Annotated in this window: 14 protein-coding genes and 1 pseudogene; 5 read left to right on the forward strand and 10 right to left on the reverse strand. The window is 40.8% G+C overall.

Annotated features, from left to right (window positions below):
• Nucleotides 1-15: 15 nt before the first annotated feature.
• A complete protein-coding gene (locus tag AAC147_RS12580; RefSeq protein WP_047681525.1) occupies nucleotides 16-1,224 on the reverse strand; it encodes an insecticidal delta-endotoxin Cry8Ea1 family protein in 1,209 nt (402 codons plus the stop codon).
• Between the two features lie 216 nt (nucleotides 1,225-1,440).
• On the opposite strand from AAC147_RS12580, the gene AAC147_RS20155 reads away from it, so the two are divergent.
• On the forward strand, nucleotides 1,441-1,677 hold the full coding sequence (locus AAC147_RS20155; protein ID WP_187649329.1) for a non-canonical purine NTP pyrophosphatase: 237 nt from the start codon (nucleotides 1,441-1,443) through the stop codon (nucleotides 1,675-1,677).
• Between the two features lie 238 nt (nucleotides 1,678-1,915).
• On the opposite strand, the gene AAC147_RS12585 is transcribed toward AAC147_RS20155, so the two are convergent.
• The 5 genes from AAC147_RS12585 to AAC147_RS12605 form a co-directional block, all read right to left on the reverse strand.
• Nucleotides 1,916-2,857 (reverse strand): alpha/beta hydrolase, encoded by a 942-nt coding sequence (locus tag AAC147_RS12585; RefSeq protein ID WP_047681527.1) that lies wholly within the window; start codon nucleotides 2,855-2,857, stop codon nucleotides 1,916-1,918.
• A gap of 441 nt (nucleotides 2,858-3,298) precedes the next feature.
• Nucleotides 3,299-4,198, reverse strand: a complete 900-nt coding sequence (locus AAC147_RS12590) for a LysR family transcriptional regulator (RefSeq protein WP_047681529.1) — start codon at nucleotides 4,196-4,198, stop codon at nucleotides 3,299-3,301.
• 739 nt (nucleotides 4,199-4,937) lie between these two features.
• Entirely contained in the window at nucleotides 4,938-5,219 is a 282-nt protein-coding gene (locus AAC147_RS12595) for a hypothetical protein (RefSeq protein ID WP_047681531.1), read from the reverse strand.
• Between the two features lie 156 nt (nucleotides 5,220-5,375).
• A complete protein-coding gene (locus AAC147_RS12600; RefSeq protein WP_047681532.1) occupies nucleotides 5,376-5,660 on the reverse strand; it encodes a hypothetical protein in 285 nt (94 codons plus the stop codon).
• Nucleotides 5,661-5,958: 298 nt separating this feature from the next.
• A complete protein-coding gene (locus AAC147_RS12605; protein WP_047681534.1) occupies nucleotides 5,959-6,237 on the reverse strand; it encodes an LCI fold-containing protein in 279 nt (92 codons plus the stop codon).
• Between the two features lie 361 nt (nucleotides 6,238-6,598).
• Between AAC147_RS12605 and AAC147_RS12610 the strand changes: the two genes are divergently transcribed.
• The 4 genes from AAC147_RS12610 to AAC147_RS12625 are packed head-to-tail and all read left to right on the forward strand — an operon-like array spanning nucleotide 6,599 to nucleotide 11,236.
• Nucleotides 6,599-7,336 carry an ABC transporter ATP-binding protein gene (locus AAC147_RS12610; RefSeq protein WP_047681536.1) on the forward strand — a complete coding sequence of 246 codons (738 nt, stop codon included), beginning with the start codon at nucleotides 6,599-6,601 and terminating at the stop codon, nucleotides 7,334-7,336.
• Nucleotides 7,329-8,537 (forward strand): ABC transporter permease, encoded by a 1,209-nt coding sequence (locus AAC147_RS12615; RefSeq protein ID WP_047681549.1) that lies wholly within the window; start codon nucleotides 7,329-7,331, stop codon nucleotides 8,535-8,537. Before AAC147_RS12610 ends, AAC147_RS12615 begins: the two co-directional genes overlap by 8 nt.
• Nucleotides 8,530-9,993: a TolC family protein gene (locus AAC147_RS12620; RefSeq protein ID WP_047681552.1), complete on the forward strand. Its 1,464-nt coding sequence runs from the start codon at nucleotides 8,530-8,532 to the stop codon at nucleotides 9,991-9,993. Before AAC147_RS12615 ends, AAC147_RS12620 begins: the two co-directional genes overlap by 8 nt.
• A complete protein-coding gene (locus AAC147_RS12625; protein WP_156115357.1) occupies nucleotides 9,986-11,236 on the forward strand; it encodes an HlyD family secretion protein in 1,251 nt (416 codons plus the stop codon). Before AAC147_RS12620 ends, AAC147_RS12625 begins: the two co-directional genes overlap by 8 nt.
• Nucleotides 11,237-11,332: 96 nt before the next feature.
• Here the strand turns inward: AAC147_RS12625 and AAC147_RS12630 are convergent, their stop codons facing one another.
• The 4 genes and pseudogenes from AAC147_RS12630 to AAC147_RS12645 all read right to left on the reverse strand — a co-directional run.
• Nucleotides 11,333-12,436 carry an alkene reductase gene (locus tag AAC147_RS12630; protein ID WP_047681559.1) on the reverse strand — a complete coding sequence of 368 codons (1,104 nt, stop codon included), beginning with the start codon at nucleotides 12,434-12,436 and terminating at the stop codon, nucleotides 11,333-11,335.
• A 224-nt stretch (nucleotides 12,437-12,660) separates the two neighbouring features.
• Nucleotides 12,661-12,987 (reverse strand): hypothetical protein, encoded by a 327-nt coding sequence (locus AAC147_RS12635; RefSeq protein WP_231571408.1) that lies wholly within the window; start codon nucleotides 12,985-12,987, stop codon nucleotides 12,661-12,663.
• Between the two features lie 260 nt (nucleotides 12,988-13,247).
• Complete coding sequence (locus AAC147_RS12640) at nucleotides 13,248-14,216, reverse strand: methyltransferase (protein ID WP_047681562.1); 969 nt, start codon at nucleotides 14,214-14,216, stop codon at nucleotides 13,248-13,250.
• 328 nt (nucleotides 14,217-14,544) lie between these two features.
• Nucleotides 14,545-19,398, reverse strand: a pseudogene (locus AAC147_RS12645) (non-ribosomal peptide synthetase); the annotation flags it as partial.
• Between the last annotated feature and the right edge of the window lie 50 nt (nucleotides 19,399-19,448).

The following is a 19,448-nucleotide window of genomic DNA, read 5'->3' on the forward strand; positions in this document are numbered from 1 at the left end:
TTAGAGTCTGCTACTTTATAGACCTAAGAACTCAATATGCTGAATGAATCCATTACCAGATATATAATTATCTTCATGTAATGTTAACTCTAAAGTCCCTGCTTCTAAATCAACCTCAGTTGTTCGATATATAACCGGCCCGTAGTTTGAACCTGCTTTATAAGGTGTTAACACTCTTTCTTCAAAGAACTTGATGTTTTGATCAAAAATAAGACGAGATTGTTGCAGCTTCATTTTGACTTCATAATTAAAACTGAGCGAATCTGTCATATAAGCATAATACATGCGTAAACGATAGCGGCCTGCTGACTTGACCTGTAATGTGATTGTAGTCGGGCCATGATCATAACTTCTCGGTTCTGTTGCTGAGAGATAATTATAACCTCCGTTATCAGATGATCTACCACCATTGAGGAATACATCACCGAGGAAAATATTATTATAGTTATGGTCAATAAATAAATTATCTGTATCATTTGGATCTAAACAAACACGCGATGGCTTTCTTTGTGCACCAAAAGTTAAATGGGATTGTATATTAGTATAGTCACTTGTCCAATATATCATTGAACGTTTTGCCTGTGTTTGTGGCTCGTAAAGATCATCACCATTATAATTATTAATAGCAGCAATGAGGATATCATTAAACATAATATCCGCTTGCTCAGCCAGAGATTTACTGTATTTTTCAAGATTATCAGGTGAATATCCCCATTCAACACCATTAACTATAGTGTCTCTTAATGTAAAGAAATACAATAAGCAGGAAAGGGCACAAATACTTGATAATTGAGGAATACTTTGACTTTTAGCAGTGTTAATGCTGAGGATACATAAACGACGCATATTGGATATTGCGATCTCATTACGAACGACAATAAGCTGCCTTGCTTCATCTGTTGGATTTTTTTGATAAGCGGAGATGGCATCCTGTAAGCTTTCTGCATCTTTTCTTACAGCTTGATACTCTGACTCTAACCACTCACTGGTATATTTAATTAATGTATCCTGAATAATTCCAATAACATCAACTTCTTTAGGCTCTGTCAATTTTTTGTAAGTCAGTTTTAATAAAATACTTAATACGGTAGATACGACACCTAGTGGAGATGAGGAAGTTGACTGATTAAAATCTTTCGTTTTAATCATGTTTAATGCTTCTAAAGTCAAAATATGCAATTTAACATTACTGTCTTGTGTGTCTATAATATTTTCCAATTCCATTATCACTTTTACCTTATTGTGTTTGTAGAATACGTTATTATTTCTTAAATTATATTAGGTGATAACCTTATAGAATTAAATTTCAATTTTTATTATTTGCTTGATAAACAGAAATTATAATTTAATTTCTTAACTCCTACCTCTTATTTTTACCTTAAATTTTATAAGGATATTAGCTGAAAATTATTCGACATTGCATAATGACTATATGTTTTTATTGAGGACAGTACTTTCCATATAGATGTTCTTAATGGTTTCCTCTCGCTGTATACTAAATACATTTTATCTTCATTAGGCGTTCATGGAATTATTACTCTATTAGCAGGGAAAGATAACCGTGAATGTTATTTCATCAATCACTTGGCGCTCAGAACGGAAAATAATAAGGTAGTCTTTTTTTCAGACACGACAAGGGGGTTATCTATTTTATCTCTCTCCTTTAGAGCGCAGTAATGAAACAGGCTGGTCTGATCTTTGTCAGATATTAAAAGTAACAGATAGTGAGCAATTCTACAGTCAGTTAACTGAAGGACATAAGTACCTTTGCAACCAACAGAATAACAATAGTGCAAATTTCTGATGATTAATTGAAGTAATGTAATTAGAAAACAAAAAATTACAGTCATCTAAGTGATTACATAAGATGACTGTTTTCGCATTACTACCCTATATTCATAATCTAGGACGATGATTAATTACTGTTTTCAACAGCGCCCTTGCTTTGTAACTGATACCAGTTTTTAATATCTTTAGTAATTATTGCAGCATGATAATTTCCGTCATTATCTTTGAAAAAGTGATCTAACCCATCATAAGTCTTAAAAGAAACCTTTGGATTATCAATAGCTGCCATCACCTTTAGTATTCCAGCCGCATCAGTATTATTATCACTCATACACTGGATAACCAATAATGGTATTTTACTGGATTGGATCAATCTCTGATTATCAATGGATAATGATTCATACCACCAGTTTGCACCATGTCCACTGACTACCATGCCAGCGGGTAAGTTATTTTTCTTTGCTGCTTCCGCAAAAGTTCTAAAACTGTTAACTGCTTCATCGGACATTTCTGCCGGAGTCTCACGCCTGATGCTATGGATAACATCATCAATAAAAAAACGCCCACCACCATTAATCGAAATCGCAGCAGTAATAAAATCTGCATCAGACGCTATCATATTGGTAACAAGAGCGCCTTCACTTCCTCCAATAAGGACAATATGGCGGTATTTGTTTTTTAATTGATTTAATACGGCAAGATAATCTTTAACGCGTTTTGATGGCGAATCATTCTGAATATATATCTGTGGACATGCCGAATCATTAACTTCAATCCCATTTTTTCCAATACGGCTATCAAGCCCTGCTTTTTCTACTAAGAGAATATCATTCTCAGGAAAAGTAGCATCAAAATTTTCTATCATTTTCCGGTTATTGATAACACTGTTACAATCAGAACCCTGAATCAGAACAAGAAGATTTTCAGAAGGTATGCTATTTCTTTTTATCAAATAATAAGTAATTTCTTTGCCATCATTTCCCCGTAAACTATATGTGGTCTCTTCAGCCATAGATTGCATAGACATTGAAGTTAAAACAAATACGATGTAAATAAGTATTTTTTTCATAATATCCTGACCATTCTAATTAAGATAAAGTGATGTGAGATAGCCACAATACACAAATTAACGGATAAGGTAGCAATCTTATGACAGAATTTCAAAGTAACCAAGTTCACTCTGTATTTGAGCATTACCCTGAGTTATATCAAGTGCCGTTATTAACGATAAGGAACAACCATCCGATTAGGTCGTTTTAGTGATTCACGTATAGCTATCTTTTTTCACTGCCAAACCACATTGATTGATACGTTTAGAACTCTTTTTCCTGAACTGACTTATTCAAAAAATCGGGCGATAGTTTTAGATCCAAAAGATAATTTGCCCAAAAATGAGTTAAGTTTATGCATTGAAATGTCACTCACTTATAAATTGAGGAAAAAAAGATAAAGGTTCCATTTTTATTTGTGATGATAATAATCAACTACACTTTGTAGACAATAACTAATGTCACAACCGATTAAGGCTTGAACTATAGCTTTTAATAAAATCAATAAAGCAGCGTAAACGCGGGGAAAGTGTTTGGTTACGGTAATAGACTGCATTAATCGGTTGTTTTTGCTCGAAAGTGATGTGAGGTAATATTTGTTTAAACTCTCCTGTTTCTCTCATCTCATGAGTCATGAAATCAGACAAACACACTATGCCCACACCTTTTCGAGCCAGGTTACACAAAATTTCACCACTGCTTGCGGCGATTGTTGGCGTAATTTTAAAACCCTTCTTATCACCGTCGTACAGTGGCCACTCATTGAGATTTTCTGGCGCAGTAAATCCGAGTAAACAGTGTTGTTGTAATTCTTCAACCGTTTTAGGCTCTCCATAGCGCTGTACATAGAGAGGACTTGCCAGAATACGTAACTGACTATGACCTAACAATGTGGCATGCAGGGAAGAATCCGTCAGCGAACCAATACGAAAGGCAATGTCAGTGTGCTTTTCCAGTAAGTTGGTCACACCTTCATAGTTGGTCAGTTCCAGTGTTATTTGCGGATAGATTTCATGAAATTGAGCAACCAGCGGTGTAACGACGTGGAGTAGAAAGGGAGTAGATGCATCCACTCGTAGAGTACCAGAAGGAATATTCTTGTGGCTTATCAACACTTCTTCCGCTTCTTGCGCAAGCTTCACCACTTCACGCGCTTTTTGTAAAAATGCGGCGCCTTCTTCGCTGAGTTTGATCCGTCGGGTAGTTCGGTATAACAAGGTACTATCCATTTTCTCTTCAAGGCGTAACAAAGCCCGGCTGGTAGTGGAAATAGTAAGATCCAGTCGTTCGGCAGCAGCAGTTATTGAACCGCTGTCTACCACAGCAATAAACACCTGCATTTCTTCCAGTGTAATTTTCATTTTTGCACTTTATTCAATTATTTTTCTCAGATTACTGATTGTTTTTGCAAAGATCAACTTTAGCGCCGTCTGTTAGCGAACAACTGAATTAGGGAAGATTAAATAAGGGCAGTAATATCATTTATATGCCCGCCTGATTTAGGCGGGTAGTTACCGTCTCGACTAACATCAGTGCTGCTCATTCTTTTTCTGTGAAATATTCTGTTTCTGGCCAAGCCATAAGCAGGGAAATTTTATCAATAGATTCATCCTGCTGTAAGGCATTCCAGTCGTTTCATCCAACGGAAAAATTAAAGCAATTTTATATTGATGAAATCAATGTGCGTTTGCATCGGTTAGAGTAAGGAGCCATTTCAACCTGATAACCATATGTCGAGGATGATTAGCAAAAGGATATAGGATAAATTGACATAAAGTAAAATTCCGCTAAAAAGCCTCTAATAAGAGGCTATCCAGAGGATTTTATATTTTCTTACCTTCATAGTAAGCAATATATCCTTTACCACAACGAGGAGCTACTGGTTTAACACTTTGTAAATAATACCTAACATTCCCATAGGGATTTGACCGTAGAGGAATTACGTTAAAATATTTCTCTTACTCTCTGTATTAATAAGAAATAGATGGTTTTGGGTTTAATAAAAAAGCAGGAATAAAAGGATATTTATAGCGACTTTTAGCCCCATTTTAGCAGGCAGCGTTAAATCCGCCTTCTATGAAGGCGGATTTTTACATAACTTCAATTACCGCTGTATAAAGCGAAGTAAGCCATATTCCCACTATTGGTTTTACAAATTTCAGGAGAAGATTGAATACGCCATGTAATCGTTTTTCCAATATAAGACTCATACTGAGTAAATACATTATCAAAATTATTATAAGGATTAACAACATATTTTGTAAACGGAGGTGATTCAGACAGTATTCTCTCACTCGGACAGCTTTGAAATGCCGATGAAGTCCCAATTCCACCGATCAATGCTGCTGCTAATGCTCCAACTGTTAATAATTTCTTGAACATAAACATTCTCCTATCAAAATATTATAACTTTCAGCTGAAATAAACTTCAACGAACTGTATTAAATATCTTAGCTTTGGAAAGCTTCATTTTTCATAATAAAGACAAATCCTGATATTTGTCTTTATTTAAAAGAACCATTTAATAAAACTATCCGATTATTGTAATCTGCCTTCATAGTAAGCTTGGAAAGCATTATATCCAGAACTCAATTCACAGCTTCCAAGACCTTGTTTAAAATACCATGTCATTTTTCCAAATTTAGTATCTTCCGTAAATACATTAGCGAAATTATTATAAGGATTAGTAAGATATCTATAATATTTACCCCCTGCAACATATCCTGGCTCCTCAGGATTACAATATGTTTTTGCCGATGCAGTTCCAATTCCGCCGATCAATGCTGCTGCTAATGCCCCAACTGTTAATAATTTCTTGAACATAAACATTCTCCTGTAATAGTTTTTAAATTTTAACTTAAATACATTAATTGCCAAATTGTTTTTGATAATGCGCGTTAAATCTAAATCATCATATGATGATGTTACAATTTTAAAATTTGTAAATTTTTTGTTTTTTATCTTATATTGGAAATTTAGGTGGCGTTATAAAAAATTTAAAACCAGATAATAATGGAAAATCGGGAATATTATCGTTCATTATAATATCCAAAACCCCGTTTTTTTAAACGGGGTTTATATGCATCATAAATTTATTATGATAATAATTTTCTCTGGTGAATTAGTATTTTCTTCCTTGATAATAAGCTTGATAGGCTTTCCTTCCGGTATTATATCTACACTCTCCATTCCCAATTTTTCCTTTAAAATACCATGTGATACCATACCTTTCAAAGGTATTTGCGAAATTATTTGTTGGGTTAACAACATACATTTCATAAAGATTACCGGTAAGATGTTTTGGTACGTTTTCAACCTGACAATTATTTAGTGCCATTGCATTACTACTCAACAAAACACCCACAGCCAATGCCCCAACTGTCAATAATTTCTTGAACATAAGCATTCTCCTGTAATAGTTTTAAAATTTGTAGTTTAAATACATTAATGATCAAATTGTTTTTGATAACTCGCGTAAATATAAAACATCATATGATGATGTTACAATTTTAAAATTTAGAAATTAGCTATATTTTTATATTCTGGATTAGAAATCTAATCTCTATTATCATATTTTATGATCAACAATGATTCTACTATTATTTACGCAAAGAAAATAATTTATTCATAATTGCAACTCAATGTACCATAACAACATTGATTTTAGGTGACTTGATTATTAATTCCTTAACGATATCAGAAACTGGATATTTTAATAAAGATGAATGTAGACATTAAAGCGGGGAGATATTATAAAAATAATGGATACTTTAAATTTGCTTCATCCCACAATACCGATATCACCTGTTATCAATATGCAAGGACTAACCCGTGTTTATCAACATGGAGGGGAGGGCGAAGTATCGATTCTGAAAAATATCACTGCACAAATTTTTGCCGGTCAGAGTTGCGCTATTGTTGGCGCATCGGGTTCAGGCAAAAGCACATTACTGAATATTCTCGGTCTGCTGGATAAGCCCACTTCGGGGGAATATTTTCTTTGCGGCGTTGATATGTCAACAGCCGATGCTGATCTTCGTGCCAGAATGCGTAATAAAGAAATTGGTTTTGTCTTTCAAAGTTTTCATTTGTTGGCCGGAATGACATCGACAGAAAATGTCGCTCTGCCGCTTCTTTACCGTGGTATTTCTGCCTCACAGGCCCATAAAATTGCCAGAGAAAAACTGAACTTGGTAGGGCTTTCACACCGTGCCATGCATTATCCGGCAGATTTATCCGGCGGGCAACGTCAACGGGTGGCGCTTGCCAGGGCATTGGTCGGAGAACCTTCATTACTGCTGGCTGATGAACCGACCGGTAATTTGGATCAACAAACGGCAGAAGAAATTTTATTGCTGCTTTCTTCTCTTCACACAGAAAACGCGATGACGCTGGTTGTAATAACCCATGATGCTATGGTTGCAAACCATATGCAGCGCGAATTACGCATGATTGATGGTCAGTTGCATGAAACCAAAAGGATGACAACACATGCATGATAATCGTCAGTCCGGCAACTATGGCATGTCGGTATTAATGATGTGGAAAGAAGCCTGGCGTAACTTAATGGCAACAGGGAAAAGTTCTCTGCTTGCTTTATCCGGGATTGCTATTGGTTGTGCGTCTATTGTGGCATTTGTGAATACCGGACATAACGCCACACTGGCTGCGTTAAAGATGTTCAGTGGGCTGGATATCAATGTCATTACAACAAATTTTTACTCATATAATCATGGAATTGATAGTAACTCACTTAACATGGCCGATCTGACAGCGGCTATTCCTGGTTTATCTTCAACAGCACCGTGGATCTATTCTCCTTCTTCTGGTCGATATAATGGGAAAACAGAAACATTTACCGTGATAGGTTCTTCTGCGGAACTGGAGGAAGTTATGCAGTTGCGACTTCGTTATGGCCGGTTCATCTCTGATTATGATCAGCACTCGCCTTATTTGGTCATTGGCAATGAAGTCGCGGTTACCCTTGGTGAAGGGGACCCATTCCGTATAATTGGCAAGCAGATTCAGCTTGGCAATTATTTATACACTGTAATTGGCATTTTCGATGTAAAAGGGCAAAACCCCATCTTTCCTTTTTCTCTGGATTCGGTTGTGGTTGCTCCTATCAATGCCATGCGAAAAATCTCATCCAATATTGATCTGAACGGCATCATCGCCCGTACCATAACAAACGCAACCACAGAAACCGATGCAAAAGATTTATTGGCGTTGCTCAAACGTAAGTTTCCAGAGGTTAACATTGATGTTCGGGTTGCTCAGCAATTACTGAAAGGGCAGACAGAACAAAGTAAAACCTTTTCTTTTATGTTGATTGGGTTAGCCGGCATTTCGCTGCTCACTGGCGGCATTGCGATTTCGAATGTGATGCTGATGAACGTTTCGGCCCGGCGAAAAGAGATTGGGTTGCGAATGGCTTTAGGGGCAAGAACTCAAGATATCCGGCGTCTTTTTTTGTATGAAGCTGCGGCACTGACTTTTGCCGGCGCAATCCTAGGTGCGTTAGTCGGTGTCATCGTCGCCTTTCTTTTTGTTCTTTATTCTGGTTGGTCATTTTCTCTGGCTCCTTTATCTATTCCATTAGGAATAGGGAGTTCAATCGTAGCGGGGCTTATCTCCGGCTTTTATCCCGCGCATAAAGCCTCTCAAATGGAACCGGTACAGGCATTACGTGATGATTAAAAAATATTTCCTTTATAGCTCGTTGACTTTGTTTTTCTGTTTTACTCAAACAGGAACCTTTGCATCTGAACAGGGACGATGGGTTTTATCAGAACCTGATTACAGTCTTAGCCGGGAAACTTCTGGAGAAGTGATCGGCTTGTCGTTGAGTGACGCGATATCGCTTGGTTTAAGGAATAACTATGCAATCCGCAGTATTTATCTGGATCGCATTGCGCAAAAATTTGATTTACGGGTGGCAGAGGATAGATTCACCCCCAAATTACAGCTAAGTGGACGTTACATTGCAGGTAAAAGTCAGGATTCAAGTTTCAGGAAAACTAGCCTTTCTCCGAATGCCACATTGCTCACTCCTTTGGGAACGCGTTTCACACTTTCCTGGACACGTGAGAACAATAACTCAAGGATAAACAAACTTCACAATGATGGCGCAAGTATTTCTGTGATACAGCCTCTTTTACGGGGAGCAGGAACCGATATTAATAATGCCCCAATCTTACTGGCAAAACTTCGGGAACAAACCAACCGATTGAATCTAAAAGCAACTATTTCCGATTCCATCACGCAAATTATTCTGGCATACCATGCGTTACTTCGTGCTCAGGAGCAACAGGCATTATCCATCGCTTCCCTTAAGCGTATGCAGAGATTAGTGGAGACGAACAAAGAATTGATTGATGCCGGCAGAATGGCTCAGACAGATATCATACAGACGCAGGCTGATTTGGCCATGCAGGAATTATCAGCAAAAGAGGCTGAAAACAATGTGCATACTACAAAGCTGGCATTACTTAAGTTACTTGCCTTGAGCCTTAAAACCCCTATCCAGGCGACTGATACGCTGGAAGGTACTCACGTCAGTTTAAATGTTGAACAATCCATTAAAAAAGCGCAGGCTCAGCAGCCGGGTTATCTGATCCAGTTACTTTCCGCAAAAACGGCAGATATTCAATTATTGCAGGCCAGAGATAACCAGCTCTGGGATTTATCATTGGTTGGAGGAACATCCCAGTATCGTTCATCCTCTTCTGAGGCCCGCAACTGGGAAAATTATGTGGGTATACAACTGGATATTCCAATCGGTGATATGACCCGGAAACAAGAGGAAGTTCAGGCCAGAGTAGAAGTCCAGAAGCAGGCGTTACATCTGGAAGAGGCCAAAATAAATCTGGAACAAAAAGTCATCAATGCCATCCGGGATACAGAATCACGCTGGCAGGAATATCAACTAGCAATAAAAGCCAGTTCACTTTCTCAAAAGAAACTCGAAATTGAACAGGAAAAATTACAGGCAGGGCGATCCAGTAACTTTCAGGTTCTGAGTTTTGAAACCGACTTGAGAAATGCCGAAAATGCACGCCTGAATACACTTATCCACTATCTCAATGCTCAGGCCGAACTGGATCAAATTCTTGGCACGACACTGGAAAGCTGGGAGATCGTTCTCAATGACTAAACGTTATCAATGGGCCATCGTTGGCGTACTTGTCATAGTAATTTGTTTTTTTGCCTTATTGTTCTCAGGGTATTTGTCCTCAAAAGAATCGTCAGATCAGGGATCAGTACAGTGGATTGAAGTAAAACACAACCTGATAGAAAAGCAATTAGGTCTGGTCGGCAAGCTGCAATCCGGGCGTCTCGAAACTATCCCTGCGCCATTTGATGCCATTATCAAACAAGTCTTGGTCAAAGAAGGGCAACAAGTGAAAGCTGGCCAGACATTAGTGATACTTGACACCCGCAAGCTGGATATTGAACTTCGGCAGGCGCAGGTTGAAATGATTAAAGCCTCATTTGCCGTTGAACAATTGCGTGATTGGGAAAACAGTCAGGAAGTCATCCGGGCCAGAAGAAATGTCGAAAATGCGAATCATATGGTGATGGAATTAAAAAATAATCTGGCAAAAACACAGGCGCTTTTTTCACGAGGTATCGTTCCACGAATGGAAGTAGAAAACCTTGAGCAGCAACTTCGTCGGCAACTCACGGAGCTCGCTTCTGTAAAGGATGATCTTGTATCAACCCGACAAAAAGGAAGCGCTAGCAATGTACGTGTTGCAGAGATGGAGCTGCAAAATGCAACCAGCCGCTATCAGGCGCTACAGGAACAATACACCCGTAAAGAAATCAAAGCGCCATTTTCCGGTGTCATACTCAGAGCAGCACAGGGAGAAAAGGGGAAGTTATTAACGATTCAGACCGGCGTGCGGGTTACCGATGGGATGCCTTTACTGGAAGTGATGGACACAACACAGTATCAGGTACTGGCAAAAGTTGAAGAAACTGATCTCGCCAAACTCAGAGAAGGGCAGACAGTAAAAATTAGCGGAGAGGGGTTTTCCGATCACCCTTTGGATGGTGAAATTGAAACTATTGCCATGCAAAGTGTGAATAACGACAACCCCGGTTCGGCGATTTATTATGACGTTGTGATTAAAGTGACTTCACCCATGAAACAGGGTTACCCCATCAGACCTGGTATGAGTGCCAAAGTGAATATTATTACTTATCGCAATGAACGGGGTACTGTTGTGCCAGAAAAAGCATTAACTCACGATAGCAATGGACAAGTAACCGTAACCTGGCGTCCGAATTTAAAAAGCCCGGCTGTATCTCGTCGGGTAACTATCGGGGAAGCTATGCCGGAAGGTATGGAAGTTCACGGGCTGGAAGAGGGATTTATCGCGTTACCTCGTTGAAAATATTGATTTCAGATGTGGAAGAATAAACAGCTCCCGAAGGAGCTGGAATATAAAGCCACCAAGAGATAGCTTGAAAATTGAAGAGATATATTTTTATTCGCTTATCGCCAGATAATCAGTATAACCTTCCTCACTACCACCGAAAAATTTTTCTTTTATTGGCTGGTTTAATTCCAGCCCATTGGCAAGACGGTAGGGTAGATCGGGGTTAGCAATAAAAGAGCGGCCAAACCCGATCAGATCTGCCCAACCTTTAGTCAGTGCTTCTTCAGCACGTTCTAACGTGTATTTTCCAGAGTATATCAGCGTGCCATGATAAAGCATGCGGAACGCTTCTTTGAAAGCGACTGGCATAACAGGTGCGTCTTCCCAGTCAGCTTCCGCAATATGAATATAGGCTACTCCGATATCATTCAGCACACTCGCGGCAGCCAGATAAGTTGCTTCAGGGGTATCATCTTTTGAACCCATCAGAGTTGTGAGTGGTGCCAGGCGAACTCCTAGCTTATCTTTACCTATTGCAGCAGCTACTGACATAGCGACTTCTTTCAAAAAACGTAGCCGATTTTGCAGGGTTCCACCATACTCGTCATCCCGCAGGTTAGACTGGGAATCAATAAACTGATTAATCAGATAGCCATTCGCTGCATGAAGCTCTACGCCATCAAAACCTGCTGCAATAGCATTTTTTGCTGCTTGAATATAATCAGTTACGATATCTGGAATTTCATCAAGTGTCAGTGCTCGTGGCTGCGAATGTTGTACCATTTCACCGAAACCATGTTCAGGCCCACAACCCGCAATATCCACAAAAACTTTTACACCTTTTGCTTGAAGAGCAGAGGGAGAAACAGGCGCAGCATTATTAGGTTGCAGAATAGTGTGTGAAACTCTTCCTACATGCCATAACTGGGCAAAAATTTTTCCACCTGCCTTATGCACTGCATTTGTTACTTTTTTCCATCCGATGACATGTTCAGGCTTATAAATACCCGGTGTCCAGGCATATCCTTGTCCCTGCTGACTGATTTGTGTCCCTTCACTGATAATAAGCCCGGCACTGGCTCGTTGTGCATAATATTTAGCCATTAAATCAGTGGCTATACCATCTATTCCTGCCCGCGAACGAGTCATCGGTGGCATTACAATACGATTAGATAACAATAAACCACTCAGAGAATAGCGTTCAAAAAGCATAATAAACCTCATCCTTCATTAGATTAGTTATCCCATTGAGGGGCAAGTCCTTCTGGATTAACGATACGTTCGTTACGATCAAGTGTGGCGATAGCGGTTAATTTGATTAATATGGGTTTTATTATCATGAGATAGGTCACTCTAAAAAAGAGCAATAAACGCAGAAGTCTTTTGCTGATATTGCAAAGATGGCAAAAGCCATCTTCTGATATAGAACGAATAACTCAGTTTTTATCAAAGCGTGTTAATCTGTATGGATTTAACGCAGCTTGTTCTGTGTCATTTATTATTTCTTCCTGAGCCAGTCGGCATATCAGTGGTGCAAGTGTAATTGCTGCATGCATGCTGAGCATATATAAGCCACGATAATCAGCAACTTTTCCGACGATGGGCATTTCATCATTAGGAATTGGACGCATACCCACAGAAGCTTTTTCTAAACATAGACTATCACTGCCTGTAAAGGCTTTTTTTATGACAGGTAAAGCATTCATTGCGATACATGTAGCACTGTTTTCAGGACAGTCATTTAAATAATCTGCTGCAAGCAAAGTTGTTCCTGATATCGGACGTACTTCCATATCAGGAGAATGGTAGGGGATCATTTAGGAAGACAGGTAGCTTTATGATTATTTTAGAGTGGAAAAGGATAGTGAAGTAAGTGATCTATTATTTAACATAATATACATTATGCGAACCTTCATTGTAACACCAATATAGTCATGTCACTTGCTATCCATTTAGAGCTGTCACAATGTCCCATTTTATCAGGGTCAGTGACTGACCAACCCCCATCTCATTTTCACAAAATTCATTTTTTCATTTCAATAAGGTAGTAGCTGCCATTTTCTGTGGAAAAATTCAAATTGTAGATATTTGTAATAGAGAATCCAGCTTGTTTTGCCATAAATTCAAATTCAGATTGGTACCTTTTCCGGCCTAACAGAAGAGTATCTATGTATAAATCAAATGACGCAGCATCATTGGGTCCTTTTATCATATCGATAACATATAAAATGGAATCCTCCCGCATTGCTTTATGGCAATTTTTGAGAATATCAATGGCTTTATTATCTGGCCAATCATCCAAAACATTTTTTATGCTATAAACATCATATCCCGATGGAATATCAGAAAAGAAATTGCCATTGATGAAAGTAACCCCTTCTGATTCTTTCCTTGTGAAATTATATTGATCCATGACGTAACATTGGATATGTGGGTAATGCATTTTTATATTTTTTGAAAAAGATCCCTCCCCACCCCCGATATCGATAAATGAAGTAATGTTATTTAGAGGTATATGTTCAATAATATATTTATTTATCTTATCGGTCATTTTTGCCAATAATTCATCAAAAATTTTTTTAATATATTTATTATTTTCATGACTGAGGTAATCAAAAAATGGCTTATTATGAGTAAGTTCAAAAGCAGATTTTTCATTTATTTTACTTAAGGATGCACTGTATTGTGACCAAGCGTTCCAGAAGGCAGGGTCTAATTCGAACTTTATATATAATGTTTCAAAGCTGTTTGGATCACTGAGTGATGACCATTGTTCAGTAAGGTAAAATTTATCTTCTTTTTTTGTTAACACATTAAGTTTTTGCATATAATCCAATAATCTATGGAATCTATCTTGATAAACATGGCATAACTGAGAAATTTGTTCCACTGTTTTTCCATCTTGAGTACTTAAATATAATGGTGCTTTGCTGTCTACAAAAGCGAATAGTGCATTCGATTTACGATAGGCTGTAATCATTTCCAATGACATTATTATTCTCCTGATTCAGATTATTAAATCGATAGATTGATTTGCCTAATTTAGAAATCTGCCAGGTTTCAAGAAACATCTTTCGTTTTACTTCCCCTGGTTAATGCGCATACTCTAAAACCTCAAGTTAACTTGAAGTCAAGTCATATTTATCTAATTACATCTAATATTTTTATTAACTCTTTCCCTCAAATACTGAATTGGGATAAGGTGATAGATTCTTTTCCTTAATTCTATTTGGGAGAGATGTCCGGCCATGATAAAAACATCTTTGACCGGACAATATCGCCGTCAATAATCGCTTGCTATTCCTGCAATATCACTGACATTACACTGCCTCCGCTTCACAATCCATTGCCAATGCCATACTTAAGGTTTTAGCCAAAATGGTTTTATTTTTACTATCCTCCATCAGGCTAAAATGGTCGCCCGGTATAGATGTTAGCTGGAGCAAAGAATCAGGCACAATTTGCTTCCAGCCTAACGACGGTTCCGTACTCAAGGAGGGTAATGCAGCTTCCGTAACGAAAGGGAGTTGCGGATAAGATTCTCTTGCATAGAACTGGTGGAGTGTTATCGCCAAGGCTTGTGGTTCATATTTTTTGACCAGTTGCATATAATTTACCATCTGTTCCCAACGCCTTGCGATCAAGTCAGGACGCAGGTTCGGCGGGTAGAGTTCCAGTTCCTGCGCCGCGGCAATAAATTGCACCAAATTCAGTTTATCAATTTTCTGATGCAATACCGCAATTTCCTCTCTATGTTCCCTGCCCGATTGTTTTGCCAGTTCAACAAGAAACTGGAGTTTTGGTTGAATGACCTGATGCCTGAAACAGTGAGGGGCAGGCGTATCAATCAAACCCAGGAAATCGACGGTCTCACCGGCATTCAAAAGTTGTTGGGCAATGGCATAAGCCAGTACACCACCAGAAGAGTAACCGTAGATCCGGTATCGGCCTTCCGGTTGAACCGTCTTCATAAAGGCGATCATTTTGGTAGCCAATGCTTCAATAGTCGATATCTGTTCTTCATCAATGGACGTCCAAGGTAATGCATAAATCGGATAGTCTGATTGAATATGTTTAGCTAATCCAAAGATATAGGAGTAATCATCCATTCCACTGGGCACAAAGAATAACGGCGGTTCTGTTCCGGATGGCCGTACAGGTATCGCCCCGCTTTGCGGCTGAGACAGTGGATCTAATGTGATTTTTGATACCAGTTCAGCCAGTACAGGGAATTGGAATAGGTTATTCAGTGTACACATCAAACCACGACCTGCGGCAAGATTTATCATCCGCATAGCAAGCAGCGAGTGTCCACCCAACGCAAAGAAATTGTCATACCGGCTTATTTGCTCAACCTCCAGCAATTCACGCCAGATGGTTGCCAATGCAATCTCAACCTCCCCCTGTGGAGCTTCATAGGCTTGATGAGCAAAGGCATTTTGATCAGGCTCCGGCAGTGCCCGACGATCCAGCTTACCGTTAGGGGTCAGAGGAAATGCGTTCAGGCGTACAAAAGCCGCCGGCATCATATAATCAGGCAAAATAGCACTCAGATGTTCACGCAAACGGGCTACTAATCTGTTATCTTCTTCCGCCACAACATAAGCGATTAAACGTTTATCCTGCTTATTACCCAAAGTCAGTACGATAGCTTCACGCACTGCCGGGTACTCCACCAGCCGGGCTTCTATCTCACCCGGTTCAATACGGAATCCCCGGATTTTCACTTGCTGGTCGTTACGGCCAACAAATATCAGGTTACCATCCGGCAAGTAGCGGGCCAAATCGCCGGTGCGGTACATCCGTGCCCCCGGTGTCTGACTAAACGGGTCAGCCAGGAAGCATTCAGCGGTCAGATCAGGATGGTTAAGATAGCCACGCGCGACACCGTCACCACCAATATACAGCTCCCCTACCGCTCCCAGTGGAACCGGCTGACCACTGGCATCCAGAAGATAGACACAAGTGTTGGCTGTCGGACGTCCGATAGGAATTAATGTACCAATATAATCTGCCGGACAACGCCAAGTGGTGGCACATACCGTGATTTCCGTCGGGCCATAAGCATTGAACAGCGTAGCCCGGCCACGCAGTGCCTGGAGCAGCACCGCACTAGGAGCTTCCCCACCCAGTATCAATGTTGGTCTTCTGTTTATCGTCGGTAAATCCACACCATCCCTCAACAGAGCTGGTGTCAGGCAGGCATGAGTCACTGCCTGTTCTTGCAGATAATGCCAGAGGCGGCACGGATCTTGACGAACCGTGTCGGCAGGAATATCCAGGGTGGCACCACCACACAATGCCATCATGATTTCCAAGACGCTGGCATCGAAACCAAATGAAGCGAATTGCAACATCCGGCTATGAGAATGAATGTCAAATTGGCTGATTTTATCCCGGATAAGGTTGACCAACCCACGATGTTCAATCATCACCCCTTTCGGTATTCCGGTAGAACCAGAAGTATAAATCACATAGGCCAGATGCCGTGAAGTTAACGCAGGAACCTGCGGGTTGTTGTCCGATTGGTCAGGCAGGATATTCGGGTCAAGTACAGTTAATTTTGCCAGTGCTTCTTCACCCAATGCGGTACGCCCTGTATTATCCGCCAGTACTACCAACGGAGCGGCATCATTCAGCATATACGCCAGACGATCACTCGGATAGGCAGGATCCAGTGGTACGTAAGCGCCCCCCGCTTTCAGTACTGCCAATAGCGCCACTACCATCGCTGGCGAACGTGGCACACAAATCGCCACCCGCTGGTCCGATACTACCCCCAGAGAGATAAGCTGATGAGCTAACCGGTTAGCCTGAACATTCAGTTCTGCGTAGTTTAAGATGTGCTCCTGATGTATCACCGCTGTAGCATCTGGGGTTTTCTCCACCTGTTGCTCAAACAATTGATGGATACACACCTGTTCAGAATACGCTATTTCAGTCGCATTCCGCGTTTCCAGCAATAGTCTACGTTCCGCCGGTGACAAAATATCAATTTCCCTGATTGGTTGTTGTGGGTTAGCCACCATCATTTGCAATACGGTGTGCAAATACCCCACATACCGCTGGATTGTTTGTTGATCAAACAAGGCTGTTGCATAATTCAGAGTACCTACAATTCTGCCTTCTTCCTCAAACAGGTTAAGTTCAAGATCAAACTTGACCACATTAAAAACCTGATCAACTGGTAAGATTTCCAGCGCTGGCAATTTCCACTCTATTTTCTCATTGTTCTGCCAGGCAAACATTACCTGGAACAGCGGAGTATGCGCCAGTCTGCGCGGCGGTTGCACAATTTCCAACACCTGTTCAAATGGCAGATCCTGATTATCCTGTGCAGCTAACGTAGTTTGCCGAACACGTGCAAGTAATTCTGTCACATCCGGAGTGCCCGATAAGTCGATGCGTAAAGCCAATACATTGACAAAGAAACCTATCAGGGATTCAATTTCCTGACGACCACGTCCAGCACAAGGTGTACCGATAACCAGATCACTCTGACCTGACAGACGTGACAGAACCATAGCCCAAGCTGACAGAATAGTTATGAATAACGTCGTACCCTGCTGCTCACTCAGGCGCTTGAGGGATTTAGTCAACACTTCATCCAGATTGATGGGCAATGAACTCCCTATAAACGACTGCTGAGAAGGACGTGGACGATCGGTTGGTAAATCAAGCAGTATCGGTGTATCAGCCAACATGGTACGCCAGCAGTCAGATTGGGACTGTAAGCGTTCTATCGAAAGCCACTGACGCTGCCATGCAGCATAATCAGGATACTGAATCATCAACGGTGGTAGTGGATCAGGTTGACCTGTCAGAAAAGCCGTATAGAGTGCACTTAGCTCTGATTTCAGTATCCCTAAAGACCAACCATCAAAAATAATATGATGCAAGGTCAGCAGAAATACATAATCATCGTCTGCTAGCTGTATCAAACTGGAACGGATTAATGGCCCCTGAGTAAGATCAAACGATAGCCCAAACTCCTCCATACACAAACGCTTAAGTTGTCCATCCGCGTCAGGTACGCCTCGCAGATCATACTTCTTCATGGGCAAACCGGGTTCAGCCGGTAATAAAGCGACTTGGGGTTGACCATCAACCGTCACAAAGACAGAACGTAAAGCTTCGTGGCGAGCAAACAGAGCATTAAGCGCCCGCTGCCAGGCACTGATATCAAACTGACCACGCAAATGCTGTATTACAGGGATATGGTAAGTATCACTCACCCCTTCAAACTGCGCGAGGAACCACAGATGATGCTGGCTAAATGACAATGGCAAAGCACTATCGCGGGATACCGGTGTAATCTCAGGCAACCTGTCACTATTCTCATTACATTGTGTGTAGGTACGTTGTGTGTAGATCCTCTCCGCAAAAGCAGCCAGAGAGGGTGACATAAACAAGGTAACAAGCGGTAGTTCAACACCGAAAGCTGCCACACGGTTCATCACCCGTGCAGCCAACAACGAATGGCCCCCCAACGCGAAGAAATTATCATGTCGACTAATCTGTTCAACCCCTAACAACTCACGCCAGATAGCCGCTAACGCCGTTTCTATCTCTCCTTGCGGAGCTTCATAAACCTGACGGGCAAAGTCTTCCTCTCCCGGAGCTGGCAATGCCCGGCGATCCAACTTGCCGTTAGAGGTTAGCGGGAATGCGGTCAAACAGACGAAAGCCGCAGGCACCATATAATCAGGTAACAGAGCACTCAAATGCTCACGCAGGCTCACTGCCAATCCGTCATCCGGTTCTGCTAACACATAAGCGACCAAACGTTTATCTTGCCCATCACCCAGTGCTAATACCTGCGCTTCACGTACCGCAAAATGTTCTGTCAGCCGAGCTTCAATTTCCCCCGGTTCAATCCGAAAACCACGGATTTTAATTTGCTGGTCATTACGCCCCACAAATTCCAGATTACCATCCGGCAGATAGCGGGCCAAATCGCCGGTCCGATACATACGCGCAGCCGGTTTATCACTAAAAGGATCAGCCAGGAAGCGTTCAGCCGTGAGTTCAGGCCGATTAAGATAACCACAGGCAACACCGTCTCCACCAATATAAATCTCACCGATCGCCCCCAGTGGTACTGGCTGACCATAAGCGTTCAATAAATAGAGGCGTGTGTTAGCGATGGGTCGGCCAATGGGAAGTTTTGTCATATCTACCGGCAATTCAGTGATACGGTATGCCGTGGTAAACGTCGTTCCCT

It is taken from the genome of Xenorhabdus sp. NBAII XenSa04 (assembly GCF_963866145.1).
Lineage (GTDB): Bacteria > Pseudomonadota > Gammaproteobacteria > Enterobacterales > Enterobacteriaceae > Xenorhabdus > Xenorhabdus indica.